We start from the raw sequence: 25,881 nt of genomic DNA, 5'->3' as shown, positions 1-25,881 counted from the left end.
TCCGTTGGAGAGGCTGTCCGCGATCGGGCGCAGCACCTCCAACTCGCGCAGGGACCGCCGCGCGCCCGTCCCCGCACTTGCCCAACACCTCCAGGTCGGGCTGCGCGCCGATGATGGTCGCGAATCCGGTACGGATAAGCGCCTGGTCGTCGCAGACCAGTACCCGGATCGGCGCGGTCACGACCCGCTCCCGGTGGGGGAATGCTCCTCGGTCGGCGGGGTGGGCGACTCACGCCGGAGCCGGGCGAGTTCGGCCATCCGGTCGGCCATCCAGTGACACCAGCGGATCCGCACCGGCGTGCTGGCCAGGGCCAGCTCCAGGGTGGCGAAGGCGCCGAACTGCGGATGGAGGGGATCGTCCCCGTGCCGGGAGAGCAGGTCGGCGTGCTGCTCCTGGAAGGTGTCCAGCCGGCGCTGGTACGTCTCGGCCTCGGCTAGATAGAACTCGCGCATCCCCTCCGGGTCGGCGGCGGCCAGCGCGTACGTCTTGAGGAGCGTCTCGTCGCGGAAGGCCCGGGGTGCGGGCGGCTCGACCAGCCAGGCGGCCAGCGCCTCCCGCCCGGCGGCGGTGAGCCGGTGGGTCTTGCGCTGTCGTGGGCCCGGACCGCTCGCGGCGTCGTGCTCGATCAGCCCGCTCGCCGAGAGCCGGGCCAGTTCGGGATAGATCTGACTCTGCTGGGCGGTCCAGTAGTAGCCGATCGGTTTGCGCATCCGCTGCACCAGGTCGTAGCCGGTGAGCGGACCACGGTGGAGGGCGCAGAGCAGGGCGTAACCCAGCGCACTGACGGTAGCCAAACTGTTATCTCCCGGCATGCCACCACTATGTCAATTTTGACATAGTGTCCCGACCAGCAACCGCACATCGAACGGGGAACTGATGCGCACCGTTGGACGATCCATCCTGGCAGCGATCGCCGTGACTGCGGTCATCGGCACGACGACGGCCTGCGGCGCGGCTGACGACGCCGCCCCGGGGACCGACCCGAGCGCGTCCCGGGTCGCCCGACCGGCGGTCTCACCGGCGCCCGGTGACCACACCCTGGCGATCGACTGGGCGGGCCAGGAGCGGACCTGGGCGGTGCACGCGCCGTCGGGTTACCGCCCCGGCACGCCCATCCCGATGGTGGTCGCCCTGCACGGCACCGACCAGAACCCCGAGCGGCTGCGGGACGCCAGCGGGCTCAACGCCCTCGCCGACACCAAGAACTTCCTCGTCGCCTATCCGAAGTCGCTGAGCAAGCAGTTCAGCCGGATGGCCGAGCAGGGCGACGACATCAACTTCGTCCGGGCGCTGGTCGACAAGATGGTCAAGGAGTGGTCGGTCGACCCGGCCCGGGTCTACGCGACAGGCTTCTCCTCCGGCGCCGAGATGACGTACGCGCTCGGGGTGGAGGCGGCCGAGGTGTTCGCGGCGATCGCGCCGGTCAGCGGAGCCTTCGCCAACGGCCCGGCCGCCAGTGACCCCAACTACAAGCCCGGCAAGCCGGTCTCGTTGATCACCTTCATCGGCCGGGAGGACCGTAACGCCTCCCGGATATACAGCGGACTGTCCCGATGGCAGAAGAACCTGGGCTGCACCGTGGGACAGCCCAGTTGGGTCGACAAGGCCAACACGGTGAACCGGACGACCAGCACCTGCCCGGACGGCAGCAAGGTCGTCGACTACACGGTGAACGGGATGGGTCACGCCTGGCCGTCGGCGAGCGGCTACCAGGCCGCCGTGGACGCCACCGCCGCGATGTGGGAGTTCTTCGCCGCGAATCCCCGCCGCTGACGCCGGTCCGTGCCGAGCGGCTCTCCTTCGGGTACCCGGAGGAGAGCCGCTCTAGTGTCCGATCGGGGTCCGCACTGTCCCGGCCAACCGGTCGGCTGGGTAGGGTGTGCGGTGCCCTGACGGACGGAGGCGGTTATGGCGGCTGACAACCCTGCGGCGCCGCGGGACGAAGTGGCCGAGGGAAACCAGGCCGAACATCACCAGGCCGAACATCACGAATCGATCCTGCTCGACGAGCCGACCACCGCCGACCTCCGGGTCAAGGTGACCGAGGCCTGGCAGGAGTTCGCCCGGGCACTCGCCCAGCAACTGCGCAGCCTGCCGACCGGTACCCGGATCGCGTTGACCCTCGACCCCACCGCCTCCGGCACCGGCGACGCCGTCTACTCGGTGAGCATCGAGATCGGCGAGGACAACCAGATCGACCTGCGGGCGGTGGGCAACACGGCCCTGCCCCAGGGGTACCGGCTCGACCGGGCCGCGATCGCCGACATGATCGCGCTCGGCTGGTCGCCACCCGGCGTGGTCGAGGGTTCCGGCGGGCACTTCGGGATGCGGGCCAGTACGACCGAGGCGGGCCGGCTCGCCACCACCGTCTCCCGGACCCTGCGCGACGTGTACGGCGCACCGCATCCGGCCTTCCTCGTCTTCCTGGTCCACGACGAGTCCGACGAACCGGTGGCCGTCGAACCGCTCGGCACCGCCCGGCCGGAGGTCGCCGCGGATCCGACAGTCGACCTCGACCTCGATCTCGACGAGGCGCTCACGGCGGCCCGGGCCGCACAGAGCGGCAACGACGCGCTGCCCCTGGAGGACCGGGTCCGCACGGTGGTCTCGGCGATGCTGAAGTCCTCGGCCGACCAACTCCAGGTCGACTCCGACGGCGACATCGGCATCCGGGCCGGCTCGGCGATGGTCTTCGTCCGGGTCCGGGACAATCCGCCGCTGGTCGACGTCTTCTCCCCGGTACTCACCGAGGTCGAGCCGACCGAGCAGTTGTACGTCAAGCTCTCGGAGCTGACCAACCGGATGCCGATCGGCCGGCTCTACTGCACCAACGACACGGTCTGGGCCTCCATCCCGGTCTTCGGCCGCAACTTCCAGGCGACCCACCTGATGCTCGCGGTCCAGGTGATGACCGGGCTCGCCGACGAGTTGGACGACCGGCTGCACGGCGAGTTCGGCGGTCGGCGCTTCTTCGGCGAGGGCGACAAGGCGCAGCAGCACCGGGAGACCGGCGAGCACCGGACCGGGATGTACCTCTAGCCCCGGTCGGGCTCGCCGGCGCCGGCCCGCTAGATCCGGATCACGCCCAGCGTGTCGAGGGTGCCGAGGTCGGTCGCCTTGAGGGCGCCGTCGGAGACGGTCCAGAGCACTCCGTCGACCATCAGCGAGCGGCGGATCATCCCGCTGGTCTCCGCCGTGCGCACCTCGGCGTGCTCGACCAGCCCGGTTTCGGTGAGGCTGCCGTCGGCGACCCGCAGCACCAGGGCGCCGCTGCCGGGCGTACCCCGGCCGTCGGGGGTCGGCGGCTGGTAGCTGTTCATCGGCACCACCAGGGTGTTGGTGGCCGGCCAGTAGAGGAAGGCGTGCGGGTCGAACTCGGCCTCGGAGTGGCCGTACCGGACGTGGTGCTGGGCGATCCGGTTCGGCTTGGCGGGATCGGAGACGTCGAAGAGGGAGACCTGGGTACCCTCGGTCCGCCCCTGCCGGTTCGCCTCCTGGCCGATCCCGATGAGCCGTCCGTCGCCGATCGGGTGCAGGTACGACGAGTATCCGGTGATCTTCAACTCGCCTGTCACCTTCGGTGACCGGGGATCACGGAGGTCCACTGTGTACAGCGGATCGGTCTGCCGGAAGGTCACCACGTAGCCGGTCCCCTCGGCGAACCGCACGCTGTAGATGCGTTCGCCCTTGCCCAGCCCGGTCACCCGGCCGGTCTCGGTGAGCGTCCGCCCGTCGGCGCGCAGCACGTAGACGGCGGAACTGGACTTCGGGTTCTCCCCCCAGGTACGCCCGCTGGTGGTGGCCACCCGCAGGTGCCCGTCCCACTCCGAGAGCGCGTACTGGTTGATCAGCCAGCCGGGCACGGTGGCGGCGGTGACGTAGCGGGGCCGACCGGGGCCGGAGGTGTCGAACTGGTAGATGTCGGTCTGCTCGTCCTTCGGGACCGGTGCCCCGTCGCGGGCGGTCAGCCCCGGCAGCACCCGCCAGCGCTGGTCGCTGGCGAGATAGAGCTGCTTTCCGTTGCTGTAGACGGTGTCGCCGTCGGCGGCGACCGCCACCGGGTCGCCGTCGCCGAGGCCGGCGGCGCCGAGGTCGAAGCTGAGCAGGGTGACCAGCGAGGTGCCGGAGTAGACCGCGGGCCGGCTCAGCCGGTCGCAGTCGACCCGTCCGGTGCTGGTCTGCCCGCCGATGCTGGTCTGGTAGCGGGGTAGCCAGGCGTCGATCGGCGCCTGGTCGATGATCTTCCGGTTGGCGGCGAGGTTCTTCTTCTCGTTGACCGGCCCCGCCTCCTTGTTGAGCGGGAAGTCGAGCCGGGGCAGGGAGCGGACCACCACCCGGACGGTCGGGCCGACCTGCCGGGCGTCGACCAGGCCACCGTCGATGCGGTAGTCGCCGACGATCTTCGGCGCGCCGGCCAGGTCGACCAGGATCAGTCGCGGGCCGACGATGCTCTGCTGGTCGTCGGCGGGCGGCACGCCGGGCCGGCCCCGCCGGATCTCACCCGGTTGGACCGTGGCGTGCTCCCGGACCAGCACCAGCGCCCGGTCACCGTGCAGCAGGAGATTGCTCTCGGCCCAGCCGACGTCCCGGCCGCCGGAATCGAGCTTCAGCGTGCCGGCCAACCGCCGGCTCGCCGGATCGACCACCCGCAGCACGCCCTGGTTGACCGTGACGATGCGCCGGCCGTCGGTCTTCACCAGGTCGGGTTCGTCCACCCCGGCCTCGTGGGTGTTGGTCCCCGAGTAGCCGGAGCCGGCCCCGGTGGCGGCGCTGTCCTGGGCCGCCGACACGTCGGCACCGGCGGCGGCCCGCTCGGCCCCACCGTTCACCTGGAAATGCGGTGTGATCGTGCCGCCCGGCAGGCCGTACGGCCCGACGGCCGCCCGGGCGGCGGATCGGAGCCCGGCAAGCGCGCTCTGGCAGGAGTCGAAGGCGACCAGCCGCAGCCCGCTGGCCGGTACCCCGGTGTCGCGCGGGGGTGGTGACGGAGCGGGATCCGACCCGGAGGTGCAGCCGGTGAGCAGCGTGCCGGTCAGTGCCAGGCCGGCGACGAACGCCGTACCGACGGCGGCGCCGGATCGAGTTCCCCGTTCGGGTGTCATGCGCTGTTCGACGCGGCGACCCGCGTCCCCGGTTCCCTGCGGGCGGCTTCCGGTCTCCGGACGCGGACCCGGCCGAGGTCAGGCCGGGGCGGGCACCACTGTGGGCGAGTCGACCAGCCGGGACAGCACGATCATGCTCCGGGTCGAGGTGACGAAGGGCTCGGCCCGGAGCCGTTCGAGGGCCTGTTCCAGGTGGGCGATGTCGGCCGCCCGGAGGTGGACGAGCGCGTCGGCCTCGCCGGAGACGGTGTAGGCGGCGACCACCTCTGGATGGCGCCGGGTCGCCACGGTGATCTGGGCCGGGGTGGTCCGCCCGGTGCAGAAGAGTTCCACGAACGCCTCGGTGCTCCAGCCGACCGCCGCTGGGTCGATCACCGTGGTGAATCCCCGGATCACGCCGGCCGCCCGCAGCCGGTCGACCCGCCGCTTCACCGCCGGTGCGGAGAGCGAGACCCGGGCGCCGATCTCCGCGTACGAGGCTCGGGCGTCGGAGACGAGCGACGCAATGATTCTCTGGTCAACGCCGTCGATCTGCAACGTTCCGCCTCTCCAAGGCAACACTTCTGGCTGTTAGTAAAGCTGTACCGTACCTACCCTTGGATCCGTGAACCAGCCGAGGATCCCAAGAAAGCGGACATATCTCATCTGTCCGCCGGAGTACTTCACCGTGGAGTACGCGATCAACCCGTGGATGGACACCGCCACCCCGGTCGACCGGGAGCTGGCTGTCAAGCAGTGGCACGGGCTGCGGGAGGCACTGCTCGGCCTCGGGCACACAGTGCACGAACTCGACCCGGAACCCGGCCTGCCCGACATGGTCTACGCGGCGAACGGCGCCTTCGTGGTCGACGGCACCGTCTACGGCGCCCGGTTCCGGCACCCGCAGCGGGCTGCCGAGGCCGGCGCGCACCGGGCGTTCCACGAGGCGCGGGGAGCCCGGTTCGTGGCACCCGCCGAGATCAACGAGGGTGAGGGCGACTTCACCTACCTACCGGAGGCGCACGGCGGGCTGATCCTCGCCGGGTACGGCTTCCGGACCGAGCCGGCCGCGCACGCCGAGGCACAGGAGGTGCTCGGCCGCCCCGTCGTCTCGCTGCGCCTGGTCGACCCCCGCTTCTACCACCTCGACACCGCGCTGGCCCCGCTCGACGACGGCAACATCGCGTACTTCCCGGCGGCGTTCTCGGTCGCCGCCCAGCGGGTACTCGCCCAGCTCTTCCCGGACGCGGTCCGGGCCGACGAGGTCGACGCCTTCGCGTTCGGGCTGAACCTGGTCAGCGACGGTCGGCACGTGGTGCTCAACAGCGAGGCCAGCGGAATGGCCGCCAAGGTCGCCGCCGCCGGCTACCTGCCGGTTCCGGTCGAGCTGGCCGAGCTGAAGAAGGGCGGCGGCAGCGTCAAGTGCTGCGTCGCCGAACTGCGCGATTGAGCCGCCCCCGCCGCACCACCGCCCAGCCGGACGGACGGCTTAGCCGAGTGTCGCCAGCTCGCTGATCAGTACGTTGCTGAGCACCTGCCCGTCCGGCTTCACCTCGCGCATGTACCACTTCTGCTGCGGCGTACGCGGCTGGTTGAACTGCCACGGGCCGCGCGGGCTGTCGATCTGCCCGATCCGGCCCAGCGCCAGGTTGAGCTGCAACGGAGTGAGGTTGCCACCGGCGATCCGGATGCCCTTGTCCAGCACCTGGGCGGCGTCGTAGGAGGCCATCGCGTAGGTGGTCGGGGTCGAGCCGTGCGCCTTGCGGAAGGCTGAGGCGAACCGCCGGTTGGCCGCGTTGTTGAGGTCGGCGGAGTAGTTGAGGGAGGTGACGATCCCCTCGGCCTCCGTCTTGCGGAGATTGTCCAGCACCGGCCCCTCGGTGAGGAAACCCGGGCCGTAGATCAGTTTGCGGTAGCCGGCCTGCCGCAGCTTCTTGAGGAACTCGATCGCCGCCTCACCGGAGAAGAAGCAGTAGATCGCGTCGGGGTCGCGGTCGATCAGCTGGTCGATGTACGAGGCGAAACCGTTCCGGTCCGGCTTTCCGGGGAAGTACTTCGTCCAGATGACCGGATCGGAGATCCGCTCGTCGGACTCCCCGAAGCTCTGCCGGAAGCCCTGCACCGAGTCGCGGCCCGCGTCGTAGTCCGGCGCGATGATCGCCACCCGGCCGTTCGCCCCGACCTTGCTCTTGACGTACGGCGCCAGTGCCCGGCCGGGCTCGTCGTTGATGTACGACGTACGCCAGATGTAGACCACGCTCTGCAACGTCGACGGGGACGCGTTGGAGCTGATCAGTGGGATTTTCGCCTGCTCCACCGGGTCTCGCAGACCGCTGATCACCGCCGAGTTGACCACTCCGGTGAGCGCCAGCACCCGCTGCTTGACGAGCTGGTCCAGGGCGGCCTTGCCGGACTCGGGGGTCTCGCCCTCGTCGGCGACGACCAGGTCCACCGGATGACCGCCGAGCCGCTGGTCGTTCAGGTCGAGATAGAGCTGGAAGCCCCGGAGCATCTCGTCGCCGATCGGCCGGTACACGCCGGACTGCGCGGTGATCATGCCGATCCGTACCGGTTCGTCGCTGAGCGGCTCCTCGTCCTCCAGGCCGTCGTCCCGACCGCACGCGGCGGCCAGCCCGGTGACGCCGAGCGCGCCGAGCGAGCCCAGCAGCTTGATCGCTCGTCTGCGGTCCATTTGCGACACGGATCCCTCCCGGGGCGGCGTTGAGGTGCGCAGCCCTCCCGGGGTTCTACCGGGAACGGGGTGCTGCGTCAATGTCGCCTGATCTTCCAGCTAGCCAATGTAACTCGGCCAGCACCGCTGGCCACGCCCGGGACAGCGGGTCGATAAGCCCGAAATGTTCGCACTCGGGCAACTCGACGAACCGCAGGTCGGCGTCGTGCGCCCCGGCAGCGTACCGGCGGCTCGCCGCCACCGGTACCTGCCGGTCCAGGGTTCCGTGCACGATCGAGACCCGGACCGGGGGTGCGGCCGAGCGGGCCGGGTCGGCGATCGCGTAACGGTCGGGCACGTCCTCGGGACCGCCGCCGAGCAGCGCGGCCACCGCGCCGCCGTCCAGGTCGAGCCGGTACGCCTCGGCGAGGTCCAGCACCGGCGCCAGGGCGAGCACCCCGCGTACCCGCTCCGGGGCGCGCAGTGCGGCCCAGAGCGCGAGATGGCCCCCGGCGGAGTGCCCGAGCAGCAGCGGTGGGCCGGGTGCCGCCGAGCCGGCCGGCAGTACAGCTCGAACCAGTCCGGGAAGCGCGGCGAGTCCGGCCGCGACGTCGTCGAGGGTGCCGGGCCAGCCGCCACCGGGCTGCCCCGTCCGGCGGTACTCCAACTGGGCCACCGGGTGACCCCGGCCGGCCAGGTCGGCGGCGAGCGGGTCGGTGTGCCGGCGGTCGTACTCGGCCCGCCAGAAGCCGCCGTGCACGACCACCACCAGCGGTCCCGCCGGACCGGCGGCCTCGGCGGGCAGGCGTAGGTCGACGACCTGCTCGGGATCGTCGCCGTACCGCAGTCGCAGGTCCGGTGGCGGCGCCGGTCGCCGCAGCACCTCCCGTGGGTCGGCCGGCGGTACGGCGTTGCCGTCCTCGGTCATGGTGCCGACCGTACGGTGCCGGGGCCGCCACCTCCGCGCGGGGCCGCTGTGCCGCGCGGCGCCCGCCTCGTCGATGACCGGGGCTGGCCGGGGTGGGGGGCGGGTGTCGGCGGAGGTGGTTACGGGAAGATGGTGGGCATGACCCACGTGCCACGCTCCCAGGAAGAGAACGACGACTCGGCTCCGGCGGAGAAGCGACCCGGCGGCGCCGTGCTGGTGGTCGGTCCGGACGGTCGCCCGGTCGGCACCGTGCCGACCGACGGTGAGACGCCTGGCGAGGACCCGGCGCGGTTGATCGAGCAGCCGGCGAAGGTCATGCGGATCGGCAGCATGATCAAGCAGTTGCTGGAGGAGGTCAAGGCCGCGCCGCTCGACGACGCCAGCCGGCAGCGGCTGCGGGAGATCCACCAGCGGTCGATCGTCGAGTTGGAGGACGGGCTCGCCCCGGAGCTGCGGGACGAGCTGGAACGGCTCTCCCTGCCGTTCGGCGAGGACGCCGCGCCGAGCGAGGCGGAGCTGCGGATCGCCCAGGCCCAGCTTGTCGGCTGGCTGGAGGGCCTGTTCCACGGCATCCAGGCGGCACTTGTCGCCCAGCAGATGGCGGCGCGGATGCAGTTGGAGCAGATGCGTTCCGGCGGTCGTCCGGCGCTGCCGATGGGCCCCGGCGGGACGCTTCCGGGGATGCCGGGCGGCCACCCCGGGCAATCCGGCGAGGGCCCCGGCCCCGGCCAGTACCTGTAACACCCCGGCACCCGGCCTCCCCGGGCACCGACCATTCCCGGCCGGGCGAAACCGCCCGGCCGGGTCGGGAACAGCTGCGTGGCGGGTGCCCGGCGGGTCAGGCCGAGCCGATCCGGTCCCCGGCCTGGTTGCCCGGCCCGGCGCCGTCGGCAGCGTCCGGCTGGTCGGAGTCGAGCAGCGTCTCCAGGTACGCCGCCACCCCGTCCTCCTCGTTACTTACCGTCACCTCACCGGCGATCTCGAGTACGGCCGGGTGCGCGTTCGCCACCGCCACCGCCCGACCGACCCAGGTGAGCATCGGTACGTCGTTCGGCATGTCCCCGAAGGCGACCACGTCGGCGGCGTCCACCCCGTGCCGGGTGCAGTACCAGGCCAGCCCGGCCGCCTTGGTCACCCCGGCCGCCGAGATCTCGATCAACCCGCTGTACGACGAGTGGGTCGCCTCGGCGAGCCCGGCCAGCGCCCCGGCCACCACCTTGACGAAGGCGTCCGGGTCCTGCGCACCGGCCCGGGCCAGCAGCTTCACCGCCGGTACGGCGTGCAGGTCGGCCGGAGACTCGATCATCCGGATGTCGGGGTAGGCCCGGTCCCAGCGCAGCGGATAGTCCACCTCGTGCCGGAACTCGCGGCCGTCGGTCACCTCGACCGCGAAGGTCACCCCGGGCACCTCGGCACGGAGCCGCTGGACCACCTCGGCGAGCAGGTCGGGCGCGAGTGGATCGGCCCGGAGCACCTCGTCGGTGACCGGGTCGTACACCACGGCGCCGTTGGCGCAGACCGTCGGTAGCGGCTGGTCCAGTTGCTCGTAGACGCGCGGGAGCCAGCGGATCGGGCGGCCGGTCACGAGTACGACGCCGGTGCCCTCGGCGGAGATCCGGGAGATCGCCTCGACCGTACGCCGACTGACCGTCTGGTCCGAGCGCAGCAGCGTGCCGTCGAGATCCGTGGCCACCAGTCGGGGTAGTCGTCCCATCAACGCGAGAGTAGCCGATCGAGGTAGACCGCCACCCCGTCGTCGTCGTTGCGCAGCGTCACCTCGTCGGCGACCCGCCGTACCGTGGGGTGGGCGTTGGAGACCGCGACGCGGCCCCAGCCGGCCCACTCGAACATCGGCAGGTCGTTGGGCATGTCCCCGAAGACCAGCACCTCGGCCGGGTCGACGCCGAGGCTCTGGGCCACCACCGTGAGCCCGGTCGCCTTGTCCACCCCGGGCGGGCAGATCTCGATGAAGCCGACGCCCGCCTGGGTGATCGAGGCCAGTTCCGCCGGTACGACCCGGCGGGCGGTTTCGAGCAGGGTGTCCACGTCGTGGTCGGGGGTCCGGGCGAACGCCTTGATCACGTCGCCGTCCAGGCAGTCGACCCGGGAGCGCGCCTCGAACCGTTCCGGATAGGGCCAGACCGCGTCGAAATCGCCCCAGAGCGGGGCACCCGGGGCGTCCAGCGCCTCGACCATCACGGTCAGCGGGCCGACCTCGGCCTCGAGTACCCGGAGCAACTCGGTCAGGGTCGCGCCGGGCAGCCGTTCGTCCCGCAGGATCACCGGCCCGGCCGGGTCGGTCTGGTCGACCACCCGGCCACCGCCGGCCATCACCAGAAAGTCCGCAGCCCGGATGTCGTTGCGGGTGAGTTCGGTGAGCCTGGGCCCGCGCCCGGTGGCACCCACCACCGGAATGCCGGCGGCCCGGACCCGGTCCAGCACCTCGTGGGTGTACGCCGAGACGGTCTCGTCGGTACGCACCAACGTGCCGTCGAGGTCGGTGGCGATCAGTTTCGGCAACCCGGGTCGGGGCATGGTTCCTCCTCCACCCCGCCACCCGCCGCGCTCGGAAGACTGCCGGATCCTGTCACTACCGGGCCGGGCCGGCGGTGACGGGGCAGCAACCGTATCTCACCTTCTGAGGGTGCTCCATGTCTTTTGTGTGAAGTGCTCCGCACCGGAGTGGATCACTTCGGTTCGAGCACGTCCCGGCCGCCGAGGTACGGCTGGAGGGCCTTGGGGACCCGTACCGAGCCGTCCGGTTGCTGGTGGTTCTCCAGGATCGGTACCAGCCAGCGGGTGGTGGCCAGAGTGCCGTTCAGGGTCGCCGCCGTCTGCGGGCGGCCCTGATCGTCCCGGTATCGCACGTTCAGTCGGCGGGCCTGGAAGGTGGTGCAGTTCGAGGTCGAGGTGACCTCCCGATAGCGGCCCTGGGACGGCACCCACGCCTCGCAGTCGTACTTGCGGGCGGCGCTGCTGCCCAGGTCACCCGCTGCCACGTCGATCACCCGGTACGGCAGCTCGACCTTGGCCAGCATCTCCTCCTCCCAGGCCAGCAGCCGGAGGTGCTCGGCGTGCGCCTCCTCGGGGCGGCAGTAGGAGAACATCTCGACCTTGTCGAACTGGTGCACCCGCATGATCCCCCGGGTGTCCCGCCCGTACGAGCCGGCCTCGCGGCGGTAGCAGGACGACCAGCCGGCGTACCGGACCGGCTCGGCCAGGTCCAGGATCTCGCCCGAGTGGTAACCGGCCAGCGGCACCTCGCTGGTGCCGACCAGGAAGAGGTCGTCGGCCTCCAGCCGGTAGATCTCGCTGGCGTGCGAGCCGAGGAACCCGGTCCCCTCCATCGCCTCCGGCTTGACCAGCGACGGGGTGATGGTCGGAATGAAGCCGTACTCCACGGCCTGGGCGACGGCGAGTTGCAGCAGGCCGAGCTGGAGCAGCGCCCCCACCCCGGTCAGGTAGTAGAACCGGCTGCCGGAGGTCTTCGCCCCGCGCTCGACGTCGATCGCCCGGAGCGCCTCGCCCAGCTCCAGGTGGTCGCGCGGGTTCTCGATCTCGGGCCGGGTGCCGACCTCGCGGAGCACCACGAAGTCGTCCTCGCCGCCGGGCGGGGTGCCCTGCTCGACGACGTTCGGGATCGCGTACTGCGCCTGGCGCAGCGCCGCCTCGGCCGCGCCGACCGCCGCCTCGGCCGCCTTCACCTCGGTGGAGAGTTCCTTGGTCCGGGCGAGCAGCCCGGCCTTCTCCGCCGGGTCGGCCTTCGGCATCCGCTTGCCGAGCTGCTTCTGCTCGGCCCGCAGCGCCTCGAAGCGCCCGACCGCGGCCCGCCGCTCCTCGTCGGCGCGCAGCAGGTCGTCGACCGCTGACTCGGACTGGCCACGGGCACGCTGGCTGGCACGTACGGTGTCCGGATCGTCGCGGAGCAGACGCAGGTCAATCACGGGAACCGAGCCTACCGGTGCGGGGCCGCGAAGGTGTATCGAGATAGTTCCGTCCGGCTCCCCGCGACCGGGGAGCGGCTCAGGACGTGAACGGCTTGGTCGGGGTCACCGTCAGGTCGATCGGCGGCGGGCGGCCGTCGTCATCGTCGGGTTCCTCCATCGCGCCGGCCGTGCGGGGGCGGCGCCACGGCCAGTCGGACTCCTCCGCCGGCACGGGACCGGTCGGGGCGCCCGGCCCGGCGGCCGGCGCCGGGTCGACCGCGTCGCGCCGGACGAACCGCCCGGCGAGCAGCAGCGCCAGCCCGAGCCCGCCGATGCCGACGTAGGCGAGTACCAGGCCCTGGCCGTACTCGATGACCATCCCGTCGAGCTGGCCGTACATCTGCCAGCGGTCGCCGAGGGTGTCGAGCGAGCCGGTGGTGGCGAGGAGTACCCCGAGGATCGCCCCGGCCGCGGCCAGCCCGGCGACCCGGGCGTTGTGGCGTATCCCGGCTGAGCCGAAGAGGACCAGCGCCAGGCAGCCGAGCACCCCGAAGACCCCGACCAGGTACGCCGTGCCGAAGCCGGACATGTCCGCCACCCCGCTGCCCAGCGCGACGACGTTCTCGGCCCCCTCGACAGTCATGCTGGTGACCGCCCAGTCGCTGATCAGCGAGGCGAAGACGGCTGCCGCCCCGGCGACACCGATCACCAGCACCAGGCGACTGTCCTGGCCGAGCCGGTGCAGGGCGAGCCCGGCCCGTCCGCCGGTACGCGGGCGGTCGCCCCACGACACGACGCTGGCACCGTCCGGTGTGGTTTCCGCCCCGTCCGTGGTCCTCGCCCCGTCGCCCGACCGGGCCGGTTCCGCCCGCCGACCGTCCCGACGGTCGTCCGGGGTGTCCTGGCGGGGGATGGAGACGTCGTCGGGCATCGCTGACCCCTTCCACGGCGGACTCCTGGATCGATGATGGCACAGCACCCGGGTGCCGGACCCGTACCGAGGTCGCGGTGGTCCCGCGTCTTGGCCGGGGTCGTCGCGCCGCCGGTCGCCATGAGCTAGCGTCGGCAGCATGCCTATCCGCACCGCATCCGCCCGCTGGCAGGGCAATCTCACCGAAGGTTCCGGCACGATCCGCACCGGCAAGGGCGGGTTCCAGGGGAACTACTCGTTCAAGTCCCGCTTCGAGGAGGGCGAGGGCACCAACCCGGAGGAGCTGATCGGGGCCGCGCACGCCGGTTGCTTCTCGATGGCCTTCTCCAAGGCCCTCGCCGACGCCGGGTTCACGCCGACCTCGGTCGAGACCACCGCGCAGGTGCACCTCGACAAGACCGACGCGGGGATGACGGTGACCCGGATCGACCTCGACACCGTCGGCGACGTGCCGGGGATCGACGAGGCCGAGTTCAACAAGCTGGCCGAGGCCGCCAAGGCGGGTTGCCCGATCTCCCGGCTGCTCTCGCCCGGGGCCGAGATCTCGCTGAACGCGCGCCTCTCCGCCTGATCCCGGCGAAACCCCTCCGACCGTCTCCCGGTCGCGGTGGTCAGGTCGCCGCTGCGGTACGTCGCCGAGAGCGGCGCCGCCGGCCCTGATCATCGCGACCGTCGACGCGGTGGCCCGACCGTCGCGGCCCGGGTACGGCACAATTGGCTGGTGCCGGTCGAGATGAGCCGCGAGCGTTTCGAGGAACTGGTCGCCGAGGCCCTCGACGAGGTGCCGGAGGAACTGCTCAACCTGATGAGCAACGTCGTCATCCTGGTCGAGGACGACTCGCCGGAGGACGGCCCCGAACTGCTCGGCCTCTACGAGGGCCACGCGCTGACCAGCCGGGGCTGGGACTACGCCGGGGTGCTGCCCGACCGGATCTTCATCTACCGCCGGCCGATCCTGCGGATCTGTGACGACGAGGACGACGTCGTCGACGAGGTCGCGATCACCGTCGTACACGAGATCGCCCACCACTTCGGCATCGACGACGACCGGCTGCACGACCTCGGCTGGGCCTGACCTGCGAGAACGGGTACCCCCGGAGGCTGTCTTGTTGCGCCGGTTGCCTACCCTCGGTCCTCCACCCGTCAGGAGGAAAGTGATGCGCAGCTCGCTGTTCTCGGCAGAGAACCTGGAGAAGGAGTCACACCAGCCCGGCATGCGGCTGCAGAACTCCAAGATGCTGAAAATCGAACTCAACGGCGAGGCAATGGCCCGGGTCGGCTCCATGGTCGCGTACCAGGGGCAGGTGCAGTTCCAGGCACTGGGCTCGGGCGGGCTCGGCAAGTTTCTCAAGCAGAAGCTGACCGGCGAGGGCGTACCGCTGATGAAGATCACCGGCCGGGGTGACGTCTTCCTCGCCGACTACGCGGCGGACGTGCACATCATCGACCTGGAGCCGGGCGACGCGCTGTCGATCAACGGCTCCAGCGTGCTCGCCTTCGACTCCACCCTCCAGTACGACATCAAGATGGTCGGCGGCGCCGGCATGATGTCGTCGTCCGGCCTGTTCAACTGCGTCTTCACCGGCTACGGCCGGATCGCGATCACCACCAAGGGCACTCCGGTGGTGCTCAACGTCGACGCGCCGACGTACGTCGACCCGCAGGCCGCGGTCGCCTGGTCGGCGAGCCTGCAGACCGGCTACCACCGGGCGGAGCAGCTCGGCCTCGGCACGCTGCTCGGCCGGCGTACCGGTGAGGCGTTCACGATGAGCTTCGCCGGCCAGGGATTCGTGATCGTCCAGCCGTCCGAGGAGCCGCCGATCCAGGGCATGGGCCGCCAGGAGCAGGGCGGTGGCGGCGGACTGCTCAACCAGTTGATGGACTGACCGGATGCCGGAGGCGCCCGTCCCGGACGGGGCGCCTCCGGCCCAGGCCGGTACGGCCGGTTCAGAACCGGCCGTACCGCCCGGCGGTGACCCCGGTCAACACCCGGGTCGCACCGGTGATGCTGCCGCTGTCGTGGTAGCCGCCGATGCCGGCGCCGCTCACGCTGCCCCCGGTGTAGATGTCGTACCGCTGGCCGTTCGTGATCCGGTTCGACGAGAAGACGACCTCCCGGATCGTCCGTGACGACCGGAACGACGCCAGTACCGTGCTGCCGGAGACGACGTGCACGATGGTGTTGGCGGCGAGGGTGGTGCTGAACCGGGGGGCCACCCAGCCCTGACCGGTGTTCGGCACCGTCCGGAACACGGCCAGCGAGGTCAGGCCGGCGCCCACCACCGTGCCGGCGGTGAAGGTGATCGGCCCGTCGGCGTCCAGCGCGCCCTCACCGCCGCCGATGGTGCTGGAGCCGTTCGCCACCACCGTGCCGCCCTCGAAGAGAAGCGACCCGTTGGAGTCGAAGCCGTCGGTCCCGCCGGTGGCCACGATCGTGCCGCCGGTGACCCGGATGAACGCGATCGTGGACGGGACCATGTGCCCGAGACCCTCCTCGGCGGCGTTCACCGCGTCGTCGCTCGCCACGACGTTGATGCTGCCGCCGCTGATCGTCGTCCGGAGTCCCTCCAGCGCCTCGGTCGACCTGGTCACGTTTATGGTGCCGCCGGTGATGTCCAGGACGTTCTCGCCCTTGACGGCGTCGTCGGCGACGGCTGCGGTGATGGTGCCGTTGGTGATGGTGACGACGCCCTTGCCGGCCTCGGTGTCGTTGGACTTGAGCCCGTCGCCGCCGCTCGACGTCACGTTGATGGTGCCGCCGTTGACGGTGAGCGAGTCCTTGCCCCGGATGGCGTCGTCGACCGCGTTGACCGTGATCGTGCCGGAGTCGATGACCAGGTCGTCCTTGCTGACGATCCCGTCGGCGTAGTTGGCGCGTACGTCAAGTGATCCGGTGCCGCCGATGGTCAGGTCGGCCGCGCTGAACAGCGCGGCGTCCGGCTCGCCGGTGTTGGTGTACGTCGACGCGTCGGTGAGACTGTTGCTGGTCCCGGCGGCCAGCGTGACGGTGACCGCGTCGGCGTTTGTGACGTAGAGCGGGGCGGATGTCGAGTTCGTGATCGAGGCGCCGCTGAGCACGAGTTCGACGTTTCCGGTGACGGTGCTGTCCACCTCGACGTAGCCGTCGTTGAGCGTGCCGCTGATCTGGTAGGAGCCGGGGGCCGTGATGGTGACGGCGCTGCCGGAGACGGTGACGTTGCTGCCCGAGACGCTCGCACCGGACCCGTTGAGGGTGATCGTGGCGTTCGGGGCGGCGACGGCCGCGACGGCGAGCGGGCCGGCCAGCAGGGCGGTGGCGAGCCCTCCGGCGAGGATGATCCGGCGTACCGCGGATGTCATGAGCGGTCCTGTCTGTCGGGGACGGAGGCTGGACCGAGGCGAGGTGGGGGTGCCTCGAACACCGGCGGCGGAACGTGAACCGCTGATGAACCAGGAGTGTCCATCGACAAGTGTAAATGAATGAGGGCGTCTTGGGCGATGCCTGACACCTCGCCGGATGTCGCCTGAGACTCAGCTGAGTTCGCCGGCCCGCAGCCGGGCGAGCCAGGCCGCCGCGTCGGCGTAGTCGACGTCGGAGAGCCCGGCCGGCGCCGGGACCGGCGCGTCGGCCACCGCCGTGGTCCCGCGATGCCTCGGGTACGACCCCAGGAAGCGCACCTCGGCGCAGATCCGGCGCAGCCCCTGGAGCGCCTCGCCGACCCGGTCGTCGGCGACGTGTCCGGCGCAGTCGAGGAAGAACGCGTAACGGCCGAGCGCCTCACCAGTGGGCCGGGACTCGATCCGGGTCAGGTTGACCCCGCGTACCGCCAACTCCATCAGCACGGCGAGCAGTGCGCCGACCCGGTCGTGCGCGATGTACACGGCGAGCGAGGTCAGGTCGTCACCGGTCCGGGGCGGCGGCGGTCCCGGCCTGCTGAGCAGCACGAACCGGGTCACCGCGTCGTCGTGGTCGGCGATCTTGTCGGCGAGTACGTCGAGCCGCTGCCGGGCGGCGCCGATCGGCGCGCAGATCGCGGCGTCCTGCTGGCCGTCGGTCGCGGCGAGCGCCGCCGCGGCGTTGGAGAGCACGTCCACCACCACGGCGTCCGGCAGGTGCTCGCGGAGCCACCGGCGGCACTGGGTGGACGCCTGCGGATGGGCCGCCACGGTCCGCACCTGCCCGAGGGTCCGACCCTGCGGGGCGGCGAGGACGAACTCGACAGGCAGCACCACCTCACGGGTGATCACCAGCGGCTCGCCGTCGACCATCTCGTCGAGGGTCACCGCCACCGCGCCGCCGATGGAGTTCTCCAGCGGCACGAGTGCGGCATCGGCGTCACCGGCCCGGACCGCGTCCAGCGCCTCCGGGACGCTGCGCGCGGGCGTACGGGTGCCGCGCTCGGCGGCCGGGATCGTCCGCAGCGCCTGCTCGGCGAAGGTCCCCTCGGGCCCGAGGTAGACGAATCGGGTCGGCGGTGTTCCGGGCATGCCGCCAGCCTACAAACCGCCGAAGACCGGCGGGGGCGCGTCACACACCGTCGTCCGGAGTGCGGCCGGCGCCTCGGCCCGGACGGTGATGGTGCAGACGTCGGTGCCGGCGGTGACCAGTCGCAGGTTGCCGGGACGACCCCGGGTCACCGCCTGCAACGGCTCCCGGTTCGCCACCGTCACGACGCTGTACTGCCAGTCCTGCACGCAGAGCGGCCCGGATTGGAAGGTGACCTGGCCGGACCGGGGCAGGTTGGCGGTACGCCGCAGCAGCGCGGTCACCTGGTCCCGGCTCGGCCGGCCGGCCGGGCAGGCGACCAGGGCGGTGGGGCTCGGTGCCGGCGTCGGCGACAGGCTCGGAGCGGGCGTCGGCGTACCTGTGGGACCGACCGTCGGGGTGGGGGTCGGCCGGGTGGGGGTGGCCCGGGGCTCCCGCAGCTCGGGCGGCACTCCACAGGCTGCCAGGGCGAGACAGCAGGTCAGGGTCAGGCAACCGAGCAGGGCGCCGACGGCGCGGAGCCGGCCCGTGGTGGGCTCGGGCGACGGGGAACGGGGCACGGCCGGATCCTCGGGCATAGGTGGCTGCCGTGGGTGGTGCGGGCGGATGGTCCGCCAATGGTAGGGCGTCGGCCTGACCGGGCACCCCTCAGGTGGTGATCCGGTGCCCGTACTGGCGCAGCGCCGCGAGCGCCTCGACGAGCCGTACCGAGGGGACCAGCAGATAGTCCGTGTCGAATGTCGAGAACGCCACGATGTTGACCCGGGCGTCGGCCAGCGGGACGACCAGCGAGGCGAGGATCCCGGTCAGCGCCAGGTCGAGCGGGCCGGCCACCTGGAGACAGCGCCACGGGGTCTCGACGGTGGCGTCGGCCGGAACCTGGTCGGCCCGGCAGATGATCGACAGTTCGGAGCCGCTCCGGGTCACCGACAGGACGCCGGAGTCCACGGGCGGGCTCAGCAGGCCGGCCGGCACCGTCGAGCCGGCGGGCAGCCGGCACACGGCGTACTCCTCCGGCAGCAGAGCGATGTCCAGCATGAGGAGACCTTACGGTCAGCGTGGTCGCGGTCCAACACCGCCGGCCGTCGATCGGCCCGATCGCGACGAGCGTCACCTGCCCGGCGAACGCCGCGAAGGGCACGCGGCACGGTCCGAGAGGCGCCGGTCACACTCCGCGCTGCTCAGACCTCGGCGACGCGGTGGTCAGACCTCGGCGAAGAAGGTGAGCGAGCCGGCGACCTGGCCGTCGGTGAGGATCGGGGTGGCGATCGCGTCCACGGTGGTTGCCTTCGGTCGCTGTGCCTCGGCGCGGCGCACCCGGAGCAGGCCCCGGGCGAGCCGGCCCGAGTGCAGGGCGAGCAGCGGAGGGATCTTCTCGACCTCCTGCTCGGTCAGCTCACCCCGGGCGGCGGTGAAGTCGAGCAGCCGCAGGTCGCTGTCGAGCAGCGGGAGGCCGAGCGCGTCGAGCGGGGCGCCGAGGCCGAGCAGTTGACAGCAGGACGGCGAGACCGCCGCGATGGTGGTCTCCCGGTCGATCAGCAGGCATGGCTCGGCGGCTGTCGAGACCGTCTCGGACCACCGGGTGAACCCGTCGAGGTGAACCCGTCCGTCGGCGTCGTCGAAGCCGGTGGGCCCGTGCCCCAGTGACGGGGTCACCGGCGTCGGGAACGCCTCCGAGATCGAGAGTTCGACGTGGGCCACCGCGCCTCCTATTTGCCACACCACGCCCCACGCTAGCCGGTGGTTACCGGGGGCGCGACCCCCGCGACCGCCGGCCGGTCGGGCATCCCGCAGTCCCCCCGTCGGCTCGGCCCACCCCTCGCGCACGCTCGGGCGGCGACGGGGCGCCGCCCGACGGGTGGCGTCGGCTGGTGACGCTACCGGCGACCGGCGTGCTTGTCAGCGGCCGTTCGGCCCTCCTCGTACCACCGGTAGTCCGCCGCTGACCGGTACGGTGCGTTGAGCCAGGTGGCGGGGGACTGGGCGACCCGGGAGAGCTTCTCCGCGGTGGCGGCGCTGATCCGGTTGCCGCCCGCGACGAGCAGCCGGTCGAGTTCCCGGTGGGTCGCCACCAGGCACTCCTTGGGCAGTCCGTAAACGCTGATCACCCCGGAGCCGACGAAGGTCAGCACCGGGGTGACCGGGATGTTCAGCCCGACGGCGTTGGAGAGCGCCTTGGCGGCCCGCTTCGCGTCCCGCCGCGCCTCCGACACGTACGCCGGGCGCTTGCCGTTGATCTGCACGACGTCTCCGGCGATCAGGACCCGGGACCGGCCGTGGTCGGCCACGGTGACCGCGAAGAGGCCACTGGGACCGATCGCGAGGAAGCCCGCGCGCTCGTCCCGGGAGCGGTAGTCCAGGTCGAGCAGGCTCGACTCGGTCAGCTCGGTGCGCGGCCACTCGACCACGTGCCACGATGGACCCAGATGGTCGAGTCGGCTCAGTGCCCGTGCCCCGGCCGCCTCGATGCGGCGGGCGTCCCGTTCCGCCCGGCGCCGACGGGCCCAGTCCATCGGCGTCGGCCGGACGGCCTCCAGGGTGGGAAGTTGGTTGACCGGCGCGGGCGGAAGGGCCCGGGCGGCGGGAACCGCTGATCGTGCAGAAAAGACAGTCATCGTGACCTCCGGCAAAAGGTCCCTCGAAGTTATCTCCTCACTACGGTACGTGGCCAGTACTAGGGAGCGGCAAGTCGAAGCACCGGAGTGAGTGTGGATGAATGCCCCATTCATCCGAAGCCCTTTTTCCCGGATGGTGCCAAGTGCTGCCCTACGCTGCGAGGATGACCCATTTCGTGGACAGTGAGGTCGGCCGGCTCGGCACTGTGCTTCTGCATCGCCCGGGACCTGAACTCGCCCGACTCACGCCCCGGAACAACGACTCGCTGCTCTTCGACGCGATCCCCTGGGTCGGACGGGCACAGGAGGAGCACGACGCGTTCGCCGCCGCGCTGACCGAGCGCGGCGTCGAGGTGCTCTACATCGGAACCCTACTCGCCGAGACGCTGGCCGTGCCGGACGCGCGGTCCGAGATGACCGAGCGGATACTCGCCGACACCCGTCTGGGTGACACGCTGCGCCGCCGGGTGACGGAGCACCTGTCGTACCTCGATCCGGCCGCGCTGGCCGACGTGCTGATCGCCGGGCTCGCCCACGAGGAGCTGCGGCTCGGCGGCCGTGGCGGCGGCCTGGTCTACCGGCTGATGGACCGGTTGGATTTCGTGATCGACCCGCTGCCGAACCTGCTCTTCACCCGGGACTCCTCCACCTGGATCGGTGACCACGTCGCGGTGACCAGCCTGGCCATGCCCGCCCGGGGCCGGGAGACCAGCCTGACCAACGCGATCTACCGGCACCACCCCCGGTTCGCCGGCACCTCCTTCGTGTACGGACCGGGCCTGGAGCACCTGGAGGGCGGCGACGTACTGCTGCTCGCCCCCGGGGTACTGGCGGTCGGGGTCGGCGAGCGCACCACCCCGGCCGGGGCGGAACGGCTGGCCCGTCGGGTCTTCGACGCGGGACTGGCGCACACCATCCTGGTGGTGCCGATCGCCCAGGAGCGGGCCACCATGCACCTGGACACCATCTGCACCATGGTCGACGTCGACGCCGTACTCATGTACGCGAACATCGCCGACACGCTCTCGGCGTACACGGTGGTGGCCGGTGCCGACGGCGATCTCCAGCTCGACGGGCCGGCGCCGTTCCTGCGGGCGGCGGCCGACGCGATGGACCTGGACACGCTCCGGGTGATTGACACCGGCCTGGATCCGGTGACGGCGGAACGCGAGCAGTGGGACGACGGCAACAACACCCTGGCGCTGGCGCCCCGGCTCTGCGTCGCGTACGAGCGGAACGTGGAGACCAACGCCCAACTGGAACGGGCCGGCATCGAGGTGATCCCGATCGCCGGTTCCGAACTCGGCTCGGGTCGGGGCGGTCCCCGCTGCATGTCCTGCCCGCTCGTCCGGGAGCCGCTGCGGCGGGGTTGACGGCCAGTCCTGGCCGGACCCGCCGGCGCCTCAGTGGCGGCGTGGGATCCAGTGCAGGAGCTGGCCGACGATCAGCGTGGGGTGCCGGTCGGGCAGCACCTCAAGTGCGCGGGCGAGGTGTGCACCGAGGTACATCATCAGCCCGACCCGGTCGCCCGCGAAGCCGACGAGCAGTGACAGTCGTGCCTGCGGGCAGGGCCAGGGATGCTCGCACTCGCGACAGTCGTAGGTCTCGGACGGGAAGTGCCCGCCGACCTCCCGCTCGCGCCTGCGTCGCCGGGCGGCGAACCGCTCCCAGCGCGCGTTCGGCCCGATCACCGGTCACGCCCTCGTGTTGGGCCGGGCGTGGTGTTTCCGCCCGAGGGAGTGGGCTCCGGGGCGGCCCGGCGTGACCTTGCGGCGGGTCTCATCTGTCTGCCTTCCGGTCCCAGGGATGTGGACGGGGGCGGCGCCGGTTCGGGTTCCGGCACCGCCCCCGTTGGTGTTCCGCCCGGGTGGAAGGTCACGGGGGGCCGGGCGGTTCACCTGCCTTCCAGCCTGGACTCCTGACTCCGGGTAGTGGAAGATGAGCGCCCAGCAATATAGACATCTGTAGCGTTCCCTCCTAGATGTGGGAGTAGTACGTGAATGAACTTCGGGAAGTCCTCAGAAGGCATCGGCTCGGCCGCCGGATGACCCAGGCGCAACTCGGCAGGGCGGTCAAGGTGAGCGCGTCGCTGATCGCCGCGATCGAGCAGGGCCGGCTCATCCCCCAACCCGAGACGGCCGCCAGGCTGGACCGGTTCTTCGACTGCGGAGACGAGATCCAGCAGGCCGCAGCCCGGGCCCGGCAAGATGCCCGACCGCCCTGGCTGCGCCCGTGGACCGAACACGAGGAACGCGCCACCCTGCTCCGCTGGTGGGAGCCGCTGCTCCTGCCGGGCCTGCTCCAGATCGAGGAGTACGCCCGGGCCGTGCTGCACGGTGGATGGTTGTCGGATGAGGTGGTCGACCGGGCCATCGACGTCCGGCGGGAGCGGCTGGCCGCCACCGTCGACCGCCCGAAGCCGCCGACGCTGTCGGCGATCGTCAGCGAGTTCGCGCTGACCTTCGGGCCGCCCGAGCTGCGCCGCGCACAACTGCAACACCTGCTCGAACTCAGCCAGCGACCGAAGGTCCAGGTTCTGGTGGTACCGCGCACCGCCGGCCTGCATGCCGGCCTGGCCGGTGCGTTCGTGCTGGCGACGCTCCCCGCCAACCGGCGGGCCGGCTACGTCGACGACCAGCTCCAGGGTCGGCTGGTCACGGACGGCGGAGATCTCGACCAGTTGGAAGTATCGTGGGAGATTGTCAGCGGGCTTGCCCTACCGGTGCAGCCGTCAAGGGACCTTCTCAAGAGAGCGGTTGACGATGACGAGTGACGTGGCGCCCCGGTGGCGCAAGAGCACCCGTAGCAGTTCCAACCAGGGTGCCTGTGTCGAGGTGGCTGACAACCTGCCCGGTCGGGTGTTGGTGCGGGACAGCAAGGATCGTGACGGAGGCACGTTGGCCTTCGGGCCGGCGGGTTGGCAGGCGTTCGTCGAGCTGGCGAAACAGATCGATCGGGTCGGCTGACCGTCCTGTCCCGACAGACGAGGCCCCCGGCGCTCTGCCGGGGGCCGTCTTCGTGTGCCTCGGGTCGGGCGCGAACTGCTACCCGGTGGTTCGCCGGGCGTACACCTCGATCTCGATTTTCATCCGCGGGTCGGCGAGGCCGCAGACGAGCATCGTGGCGGCCGGCCGGACCTCACCGAAGGCGCGACGCAGCGTCGGCCAGCAGGGCTCGAAGTCGGCCCGGTCGGGCAGCAGATAGCGCACCCGGACCACATCGGCGAAGCTGCACTTCGCCTCGGTCAGCGCGGCCTCGATGTTGCGCAGGCACTGCTCGGCCTGCTCCACCACGTCGTCGGAGATGGTCATGGTGGCGTAGTCGAATCCGGTCGTCCCGGACACGTGCACCCAGTCGCCGTCGACCACGGCGCGGGCATAGCCGATCTGCTCCTCGAAGGTCGAGCCACTGAGGATCGCACGTCGCTCCGTCATGCGCGGAAGGCTAGGCGGCCAGCGATCAGACGTCCAAATCGGCTGCCGACCGCCCGGGCGGGCGTGATGCCCGGTCGACGTGGTGCCAGGGTGTCACCAAGGTGACATCGTGGCACCACGCGCACCGGCAACAGCCGCCACGCCCACCGGCCGCTGCCCGTCACACCGGGTCGGGTCCGGTACCCCAGAACGTGTCGACGAGTCCCACGGACCGCAGGTATTCCTTGGCCGCGGACGGCTCACGCCGGACGTAGCCACGGTCGAGGCGCCCGTCGTACCAGTGCGAGGCGAGCCGCCACAGGGTGCCGAGGTCCAGCACACAGCCGCGCTTCGCGCTCGTCGCCCGACACCAGGAGTCGACACAGGACTCTGCGCAGAACAGGCGCTGGTGCCGGCAGGTGTGCACGACGTCGTCCCACATCCGCGAGGCCGGTACCAGAAAGTGCGCGACCTGGTCCCCGGCGGGTGGCCGCTCGGTGCCGACGTTCCAGGCGTGCGGGCGCGAGCACGCCGGGCATCTGGTCGAGACCAGGACCTCGCCCTCCTCGGGCAGCAGATGCGGCAGCGCGAAGGAGTCCCAGGCACAGCCGCCCCACCAGAGGGTCCGGGCGCCCATCACCGCGAAACCGAGCGGTACGGCGGAGAACGGGTGTGCCATCACGATCCGGCCGGCCCGGTCGAGAGCGAGGTGACGGGCCCGCGCCAGCTCCGTCAACCCGTCCTGCACCGTTCCGTTGTCGAGCCCGAACCGCTCGGCCAGCTCGTCGGTCCCGGGCGCACGGCCGAACCGGGCGAACGAGTGATAGACGGCGAGCCGTAGCTCCTCGAGATCCATTCCGGCATCTTCGCAGCAGGTGAATCCGGCTGGATCGATCAGCATGGGCAGATGAGTGTGCCGATCGCTCCGCCCGAGGTGACCGTACGCCCGGTCGTGCGCTGGTAGCGCCGGATGAGGTCCTGGCCGCGTGCCCGTCGGCCGATCCGGCGCTCGGCGCGCAGCAGCGGGTTGCGTGACGGCGGTGGGAAGGCGTCGGCCAGATCGGCGAGCACTGTCGAGGCGCCCACGCCGACGGCATCCAGCACCCACCGCACGCCGGGGTCGAGCGCGACGAGGCAGAGGGCGAGGTGCTCCGGCCGATGTTCGCGGTCCCGACGGGCGAGGGCGAGTCGGAGTGACGCCTCGTACGCGGCCTGGGCGTCGAGCCCCAGCGGTGGGCTCGTTCGGGCGCATCGCCGCCGTGCCTCGGCCGATCCGAACGGCAGCAGCGGCTCGGCTGCGGTCGCCCGGTCGAGTACGCCCGGAGTGAGCCGGGACAGAAGTCCGTCCACGTCGATGCCGAGGGGCGCCAGCGTGTCGCGGTCGGCGGCGGCTCCGGCGCCGAGCGGCGCGGCCCGGCGTACCGCTTCCCGGACGGCCGCCTCGGTGGCGCCGTGCCGGCCGAGGAGGGCGCCGATGGTGTGCCCCGGGGCGGTGAGGGCGAGCAGCAGATGCTCGCTGCCGGCCCGGGGGTGGCCGAGTTCACGTGCCACGCCCAGGGCGCGGGTCACCGTACGACGGAGTTCGGGGTGATCGCCTCGGAACATCAGCCCTCCTGGTCGTGGCGGTATTCGTCGTGGCGGTATTTCCGGTGCACGGTCTGCTTGGTGACGCCCAGCCGGACGGCGATGTCCTGCCAGGACCAGCCGGCCCGGCGGGCCGCCGCGACGTGCTCGGCCTCCAGTTGTTCGACCAGGCGCCGCAGCCGGGCGACGGCCCGCAGGGCGACGTCGGGGTCGCTGCCGTGCACGGCACGGTCGAGATCGGCCATCGCGGACATGTCGTCAGCATA

Annotated in this window: 30 protein-coding genes and 1 pseudogene; 10 read left to right on the top strand and 21 right to left on the bottom strand. The window is 71.5% G+C overall.

Features of this window, described 5'->3' with window-relative positions; translation table 11 throughout:
• Positions 1–52: 52 nt before the first annotated feature.
• Together CLT71_RS21995 and CLT71_RS21990 are read right to left on the bottom strand one after the other, a co-directional pair.
• Positions 53–181: pseudogene (locus tag CLT71_RS21995) on the bottom strand (DNA-binding response regulator); the annotation flags it as partial.
• The gene (locus tag CLT71_RS21990) at positions 178–795 is read right to left on the bottom strand and encodes a PadR family transcriptional regulator (RefSeq protein WP_158242275.1); all 618 of its coding nucleotides are present in this window, start codon (positions 793–795) and stop codon (positions 178–180) included. The pseudogene CLT71_RS21995 and the gene CLT71_RS21990, both read right to left, overlap by 4 nt.
• 121 nt (positions 796–916) lie before the next feature.
• Here CLT71_RS21990 and CLT71_RS21985 point away from each other — a divergent pair, with 121 nt between their 5' ends.
• Complete coding sequence (locus tag CLT71_RS21985; protein WP_158242274.1) at positions 917–1,774, top strand: extracellular catalytic domain type 1 short-chain-length polyhydroxyalkanoate depolymerase; 858 nt, start codon at positions 917–919, stop codon at positions 1,772–1,774.
• A 135-nt stretch (positions 1,775–1,909) separates the two neighbouring features.
• Positions 1,910–3,040: a T3SS (YopN, CesT) and YbjN peptide-binding chaperone 1 gene (locus CLT71_RS21980; protein WP_101368765.1), complete on the top strand. Its 1,131-nt coding sequence runs from the start codon at positions 1,910–1,912 to the stop codon at positions 3,038–3,040.
• 29 nt (positions 3,041–3,069) lie between these two features.
• Here CLT71_RS21980 and CLT71_RS21975 read toward each other — a convergent pair whose 3' ends face one another.
• Together CLT71_RS21975 and CLT71_RS21970 are read right to left on the bottom strand one after the other, a co-directional pair.
• Entirely contained in the window at positions 3,070–5,103 is a 2,034-nt protein-coding gene (locus CLT71_RS21975) for a beta-propeller domain-containing protein (RefSeq protein WP_101368764.1), read from the bottom strand.
• A gap of 78 nt (positions 5,104–5,181) precedes the next feature.
• A complete protein-coding gene (locus CLT71_RS21970; RefSeq protein WP_101368763.1) occupies positions 5,182–5,640 on the bottom strand; it encodes an Lrp/AsnC family transcriptional regulator in 459 nt (152 codons plus the stop codon).
• Between the two features lie 67 nt (positions 5,641–5,707).
• Here CLT71_RS21970 and ddaH point away from each other — a divergent pair, with 67 nt between their 5' ends.
• Entirely contained in the window at positions 5,708–6,532 is an 825-nt protein-coding gene (gene ddaH / locus CLT71_RS21965) for an amidinotransferase domain-containing protein (protein WP_486483388.1), read from the top strand.
• Between the two features lie 39 nt (positions 6,533–6,571).
• On the opposite strand, the gene CLT71_RS21960 is transcribed toward ddaH, so the two are convergent.
• Both CLT71_RS21960 and CLT71_RS21955 read right to left on the bottom strand, forming a co-directional pair.
• Positions 6,572–7,783 carry an ABC transporter substrate-binding protein gene (locus CLT71_RS21960; protein WP_101368762.1) on the bottom strand — a complete coding sequence of 404 codons (1,212 nt, stop codon included), beginning with the start codon at positions 7,781–7,783 and terminating at the stop codon, positions 6,572–6,574.
• 46 nt (positions 7,784–7,829) lie between these two features.
• Complete coding sequence (locus CLT71_RS21955; protein WP_101368761.1) at positions 7,830–8,681, bottom strand: alpha/beta hydrolase; 852 nt, start codon at positions 8,679–8,681, stop codon at positions 7,830–7,832.
• Positions 8,682–8,819: 138 nt separating this feature from the next.
• Here CLT71_RS21955 and CLT71_RS21950 point away from each other — a divergent pair, with 138 nt between their 5' ends.
• Positions 8,820–9,422 carry a bacterial proteasome activator family protein gene (locus CLT71_RS21950; protein ID WP_101371676.1) on the top strand — a complete coding sequence of 201 codons (603 nt, stop codon included), beginning with the start codon at positions 8,820–8,822 and terminating at the stop codon, positions 9,420–9,422.
• Positions 9,423–9,519: 97 nt separating this feature from the next.
• Here the strand turns inward: CLT71_RS21950 and CLT71_RS21945 are convergent, their stop codons facing one another.
• From CLT71_RS21945 to CLT71_RS21930, 4 genes are all read right to left on the bottom strand, one after another.
• Positions 9,520–10,395, bottom strand: a complete 876-nt coding sequence (locus tag CLT71_RS21945) for an HAD family hydrolase (RefSeq protein WP_101368760.1) — start codon at positions 10,393–10,395, stop codon at positions 9,520–9,522.
• Complete coding sequence (locus tag CLT71_RS21940) at positions 10,395–11,216, bottom strand: Cof-type HAD-IIB family hydrolase (RefSeq protein ID WP_101368759.1); 822 nt, start codon at positions 11,214–11,216, stop codon at positions 10,395–10,397. The genes CLT71_RS21945 and CLT71_RS21940 overlap by 1 nt, the downstream gene beginning before the upstream one ends.
• 152 nt (positions 11,217–11,368) lie before the next feature.
• Positions 11,369–12,625, bottom strand: a complete 1,257-nt coding sequence (gene serS, locus CLT71_RS21935; RefSeq protein ID WP_101368758.1) for a serine--tRNA ligase — start codon at positions 12,623–12,625, stop codon at positions 11,369–11,371.
• A 79-nt stretch (positions 12,626–12,704) separates the two neighbouring features.
• Positions 12,705–13,538, bottom strand: a complete 834-nt coding sequence (locus CLT71_RS21930) for a hypothetical protein (protein ID WP_101368757.1) — start codon at positions 13,536–13,538, stop codon at positions 12,705–12,707.
• A 139-nt stretch (positions 13,539–13,677) separates the two neighbouring features.
• On the opposite strand from CLT71_RS21930, the gene CLT71_RS21925 reads away from it, so the two are divergent.
• The 3 genes from CLT71_RS21925 to CLT71_RS21915 all read left to right on the top strand — a co-directional run bounded on the left by CLT71_RS21925 (position 13,678) and on the right by CLT71_RS21915 (position 15,424).
• A complete protein-coding gene (locus CLT71_RS21925; protein WP_101368756.1) occupies positions 13,678–14,109 on the top strand; it encodes an OsmC family protein in 432 nt (143 codons plus the stop codon).
• A gap of 162 nt (positions 14,110–14,271) precedes the next feature.
• The gene (locus CLT71_RS21920; RefSeq protein ID WP_101371675.1) at positions 14,272–14,613 is read left to right on the top strand and encodes a metallopeptidase family protein; all 342 of its coding nucleotides are present in this window, start codon (positions 14,272–14,274) and stop codon (positions 14,611–14,613) included.
• An 82-nt stretch (positions 14,614–14,695) separates the two neighbouring features.
• Positions 14,696–15,424: an AIM24 family protein gene (locus CLT71_RS21915; protein WP_101368755.1), complete on the top strand. Its 729-nt coding sequence runs from the start codon at positions 14,696–14,698 to the stop codon at positions 15,422–15,424.
• A gap of 61 nt (positions 15,425–15,485) precedes the next feature.
• Here the strand turns inward: CLT71_RS21915 and CLT71_RS21910 are convergent, their stop codons facing one another.
• The 6 genes from CLT71_RS21910 to CLT71_RS21885 all read right to left on the bottom strand — a co-directional run bounded on the left by CLT71_RS21910 (position 15,486) and on the right by CLT71_RS21885 (position 20,618).
• Positions 15,486–16,877: a carbohydrate-binding domain-containing protein gene (locus tag CLT71_RS21910; protein WP_101368754.1), complete on the bottom strand. Its 1,392-nt coding sequence runs from the start codon at positions 16,875–16,877 to the stop codon at positions 15,486–15,488.
• A 171-nt stretch (positions 16,878–17,048) separates the two neighbouring features.
• On the bottom strand, positions 17,049–18,005 hold the full coding sequence (gene pheA / locus CLT71_RS21905) for a prephenate dehydratase (protein ID WP_101368753.1): 957 nt from the start codon (positions 18,003–18,005) through the stop codon (positions 17,049–17,051).
• Positions 18,006–18,014: 9 nt separating this feature from the next.
• Positions 18,015–18,563, bottom strand: a complete 549-nt coding sequence (locus tag CLT71_RS21900; protein WP_486483387.1) for a hypothetical protein — start codon at positions 18,561–18,563, stop codon at positions 18,015–18,017.
• An 88-nt stretch (positions 18,564–18,651) separates the two neighbouring features.
• Positions 18,652–19,041 carry an ACT domain-containing protein gene (locus CLT71_RS21895; RefSeq protein ID WP_101368751.1) on the bottom strand — a complete coding sequence of 130 codons (390 nt, stop codon included), beginning with the start codon at positions 19,039–19,041 and terminating at the stop codon, positions 18,652–18,654.
• A 165-nt stretch (positions 19,042–19,206) separates the two neighbouring features.
• The gene (locus CLT71_RS21890) at positions 19,207–19,704 is read right to left on the bottom strand and encodes a hypothetical protein (protein WP_101368750.1); all 498 of its coding nucleotides are present in this window, start codon (positions 19,702–19,704) and stop codon (positions 19,207–19,209) included.
• Between the two features lie 176 nt (positions 19,705–19,880).
• Positions 19,881–20,618 (bottom strand): hypothetical protein, encoded by a 738-nt coding sequence (locus tag CLT71_RS21885; RefSeq protein ID WP_101371674.1) that lies wholly within the window; start codon positions 20,616–20,618, stop codon positions 19,881–19,883.
• Positions 20,619–20,782: 164 nt separating this feature from the next.
• Between CLT71_RS21885 and CLT71_RS21880 the strand changes: the two genes are divergently transcribed.
• Complete coding sequence (locus CLT71_RS21880; RefSeq protein ID WP_101368749.1) at positions 20,783–21,991, top strand: arginine deiminase; 1,209 nt, start codon at positions 20,783–20,785, stop codon at positions 21,989–21,991.
• A 30-nt stretch (positions 21,992–22,021) separates the two neighbouring features.
• Here CLT71_RS21880 and CLT71_RS21875 read toward each other — a convergent pair whose 3' ends face one another.
• On the bottom strand, positions 22,022–22,309 hold the full coding sequence (locus tag CLT71_RS21875) for a flavin reductase (RefSeq protein WP_101368748.1): 288 nt from the start codon (positions 22,307–22,309) through the stop codon (positions 22,022–22,024).
• 305 nt (positions 22,310–22,614) lie between these two features.
• On the opposite strand from CLT71_RS21875, the gene CLT71_RS21870 reads away from it, so the two are divergent.
• Entirely contained in the window at positions 22,615–23,391 is a 777-nt protein-coding gene (locus CLT71_RS21870) for a Scr1 family TA system antitoxin-like transcriptional regulator (RefSeq protein ID WP_143743533.1), read from the top strand.
• Positions 23,381–23,584 carry a DUF397 domain-containing protein gene (locus tag CLT71_RS21865; protein WP_101368746.1) on the top strand — a complete coding sequence of 68 codons (204 nt, stop codon included), beginning with the start codon at positions 23,381–23,383 and terminating at the stop codon, positions 23,582–23,584. Before CLT71_RS21870 ends, CLT71_RS21865 begins: the two co-directional genes overlap by 11 nt.
• A gap of 78 nt (positions 23,585–23,662) precedes the next feature.
• Here CLT71_RS21865 and CLT71_RS21860 read toward each other — a convergent pair whose 3' ends face one another.
• The 4 genes from CLT71_RS21860 to CLT71_RS21845 form a co-directional block, all read right to left on the bottom strand.
• Complete coding sequence (locus CLT71_RS21860; protein WP_101368745.1) at positions 23,663–24,052, bottom strand: RidA family protein; 390 nt, start codon at positions 24,050–24,052, stop codon at positions 23,663–23,665.
• A gap of 160 nt (positions 24,053–24,212) precedes the next feature.
• Positions 24,213–24,887 carry an organomercurial lyase gene (merB, locus tag CLT71_RS21855; protein ID WP_101368744.1) on the bottom strand — a complete coding sequence of 225 codons (675 nt, stop codon included), beginning with the start codon at positions 24,885–24,887 and terminating at the stop codon, positions 24,213–24,215.
• 38 nt (positions 24,888–24,925) lie between these two features.
• Complete coding sequence (locus tag CLT71_RS21850) at positions 24,926–25,636, bottom strand: Clp protease N-terminal domain-containing protein (RefSeq protein WP_101368743.1); 711 nt, start codon at positions 25,634–25,636, stop codon at positions 24,926–24,928.
• Entirely contained in the window at positions 25,636–25,869 is a 234-nt protein-coding gene (locus CLT71_RS21845; RefSeq protein ID WP_199187675.1) for a helix-turn-helix domain-containing protein, read from the bottom strand. Before CLT71_RS21845 ends, CLT71_RS21850 begins: the two co-directional genes overlap by 1 nt.
• Positions 25,870–25,881 lie beyond the last annotated feature (12 nt).

The sequence above is a fragment of the Plantactinospora sp. CNZ320 genome, assembly GCF_002846275.1.
Note: the sequence above shows the minus strand (reverse complement) of the source record. Positions and strands in the feature narration are given on the sequence as shown.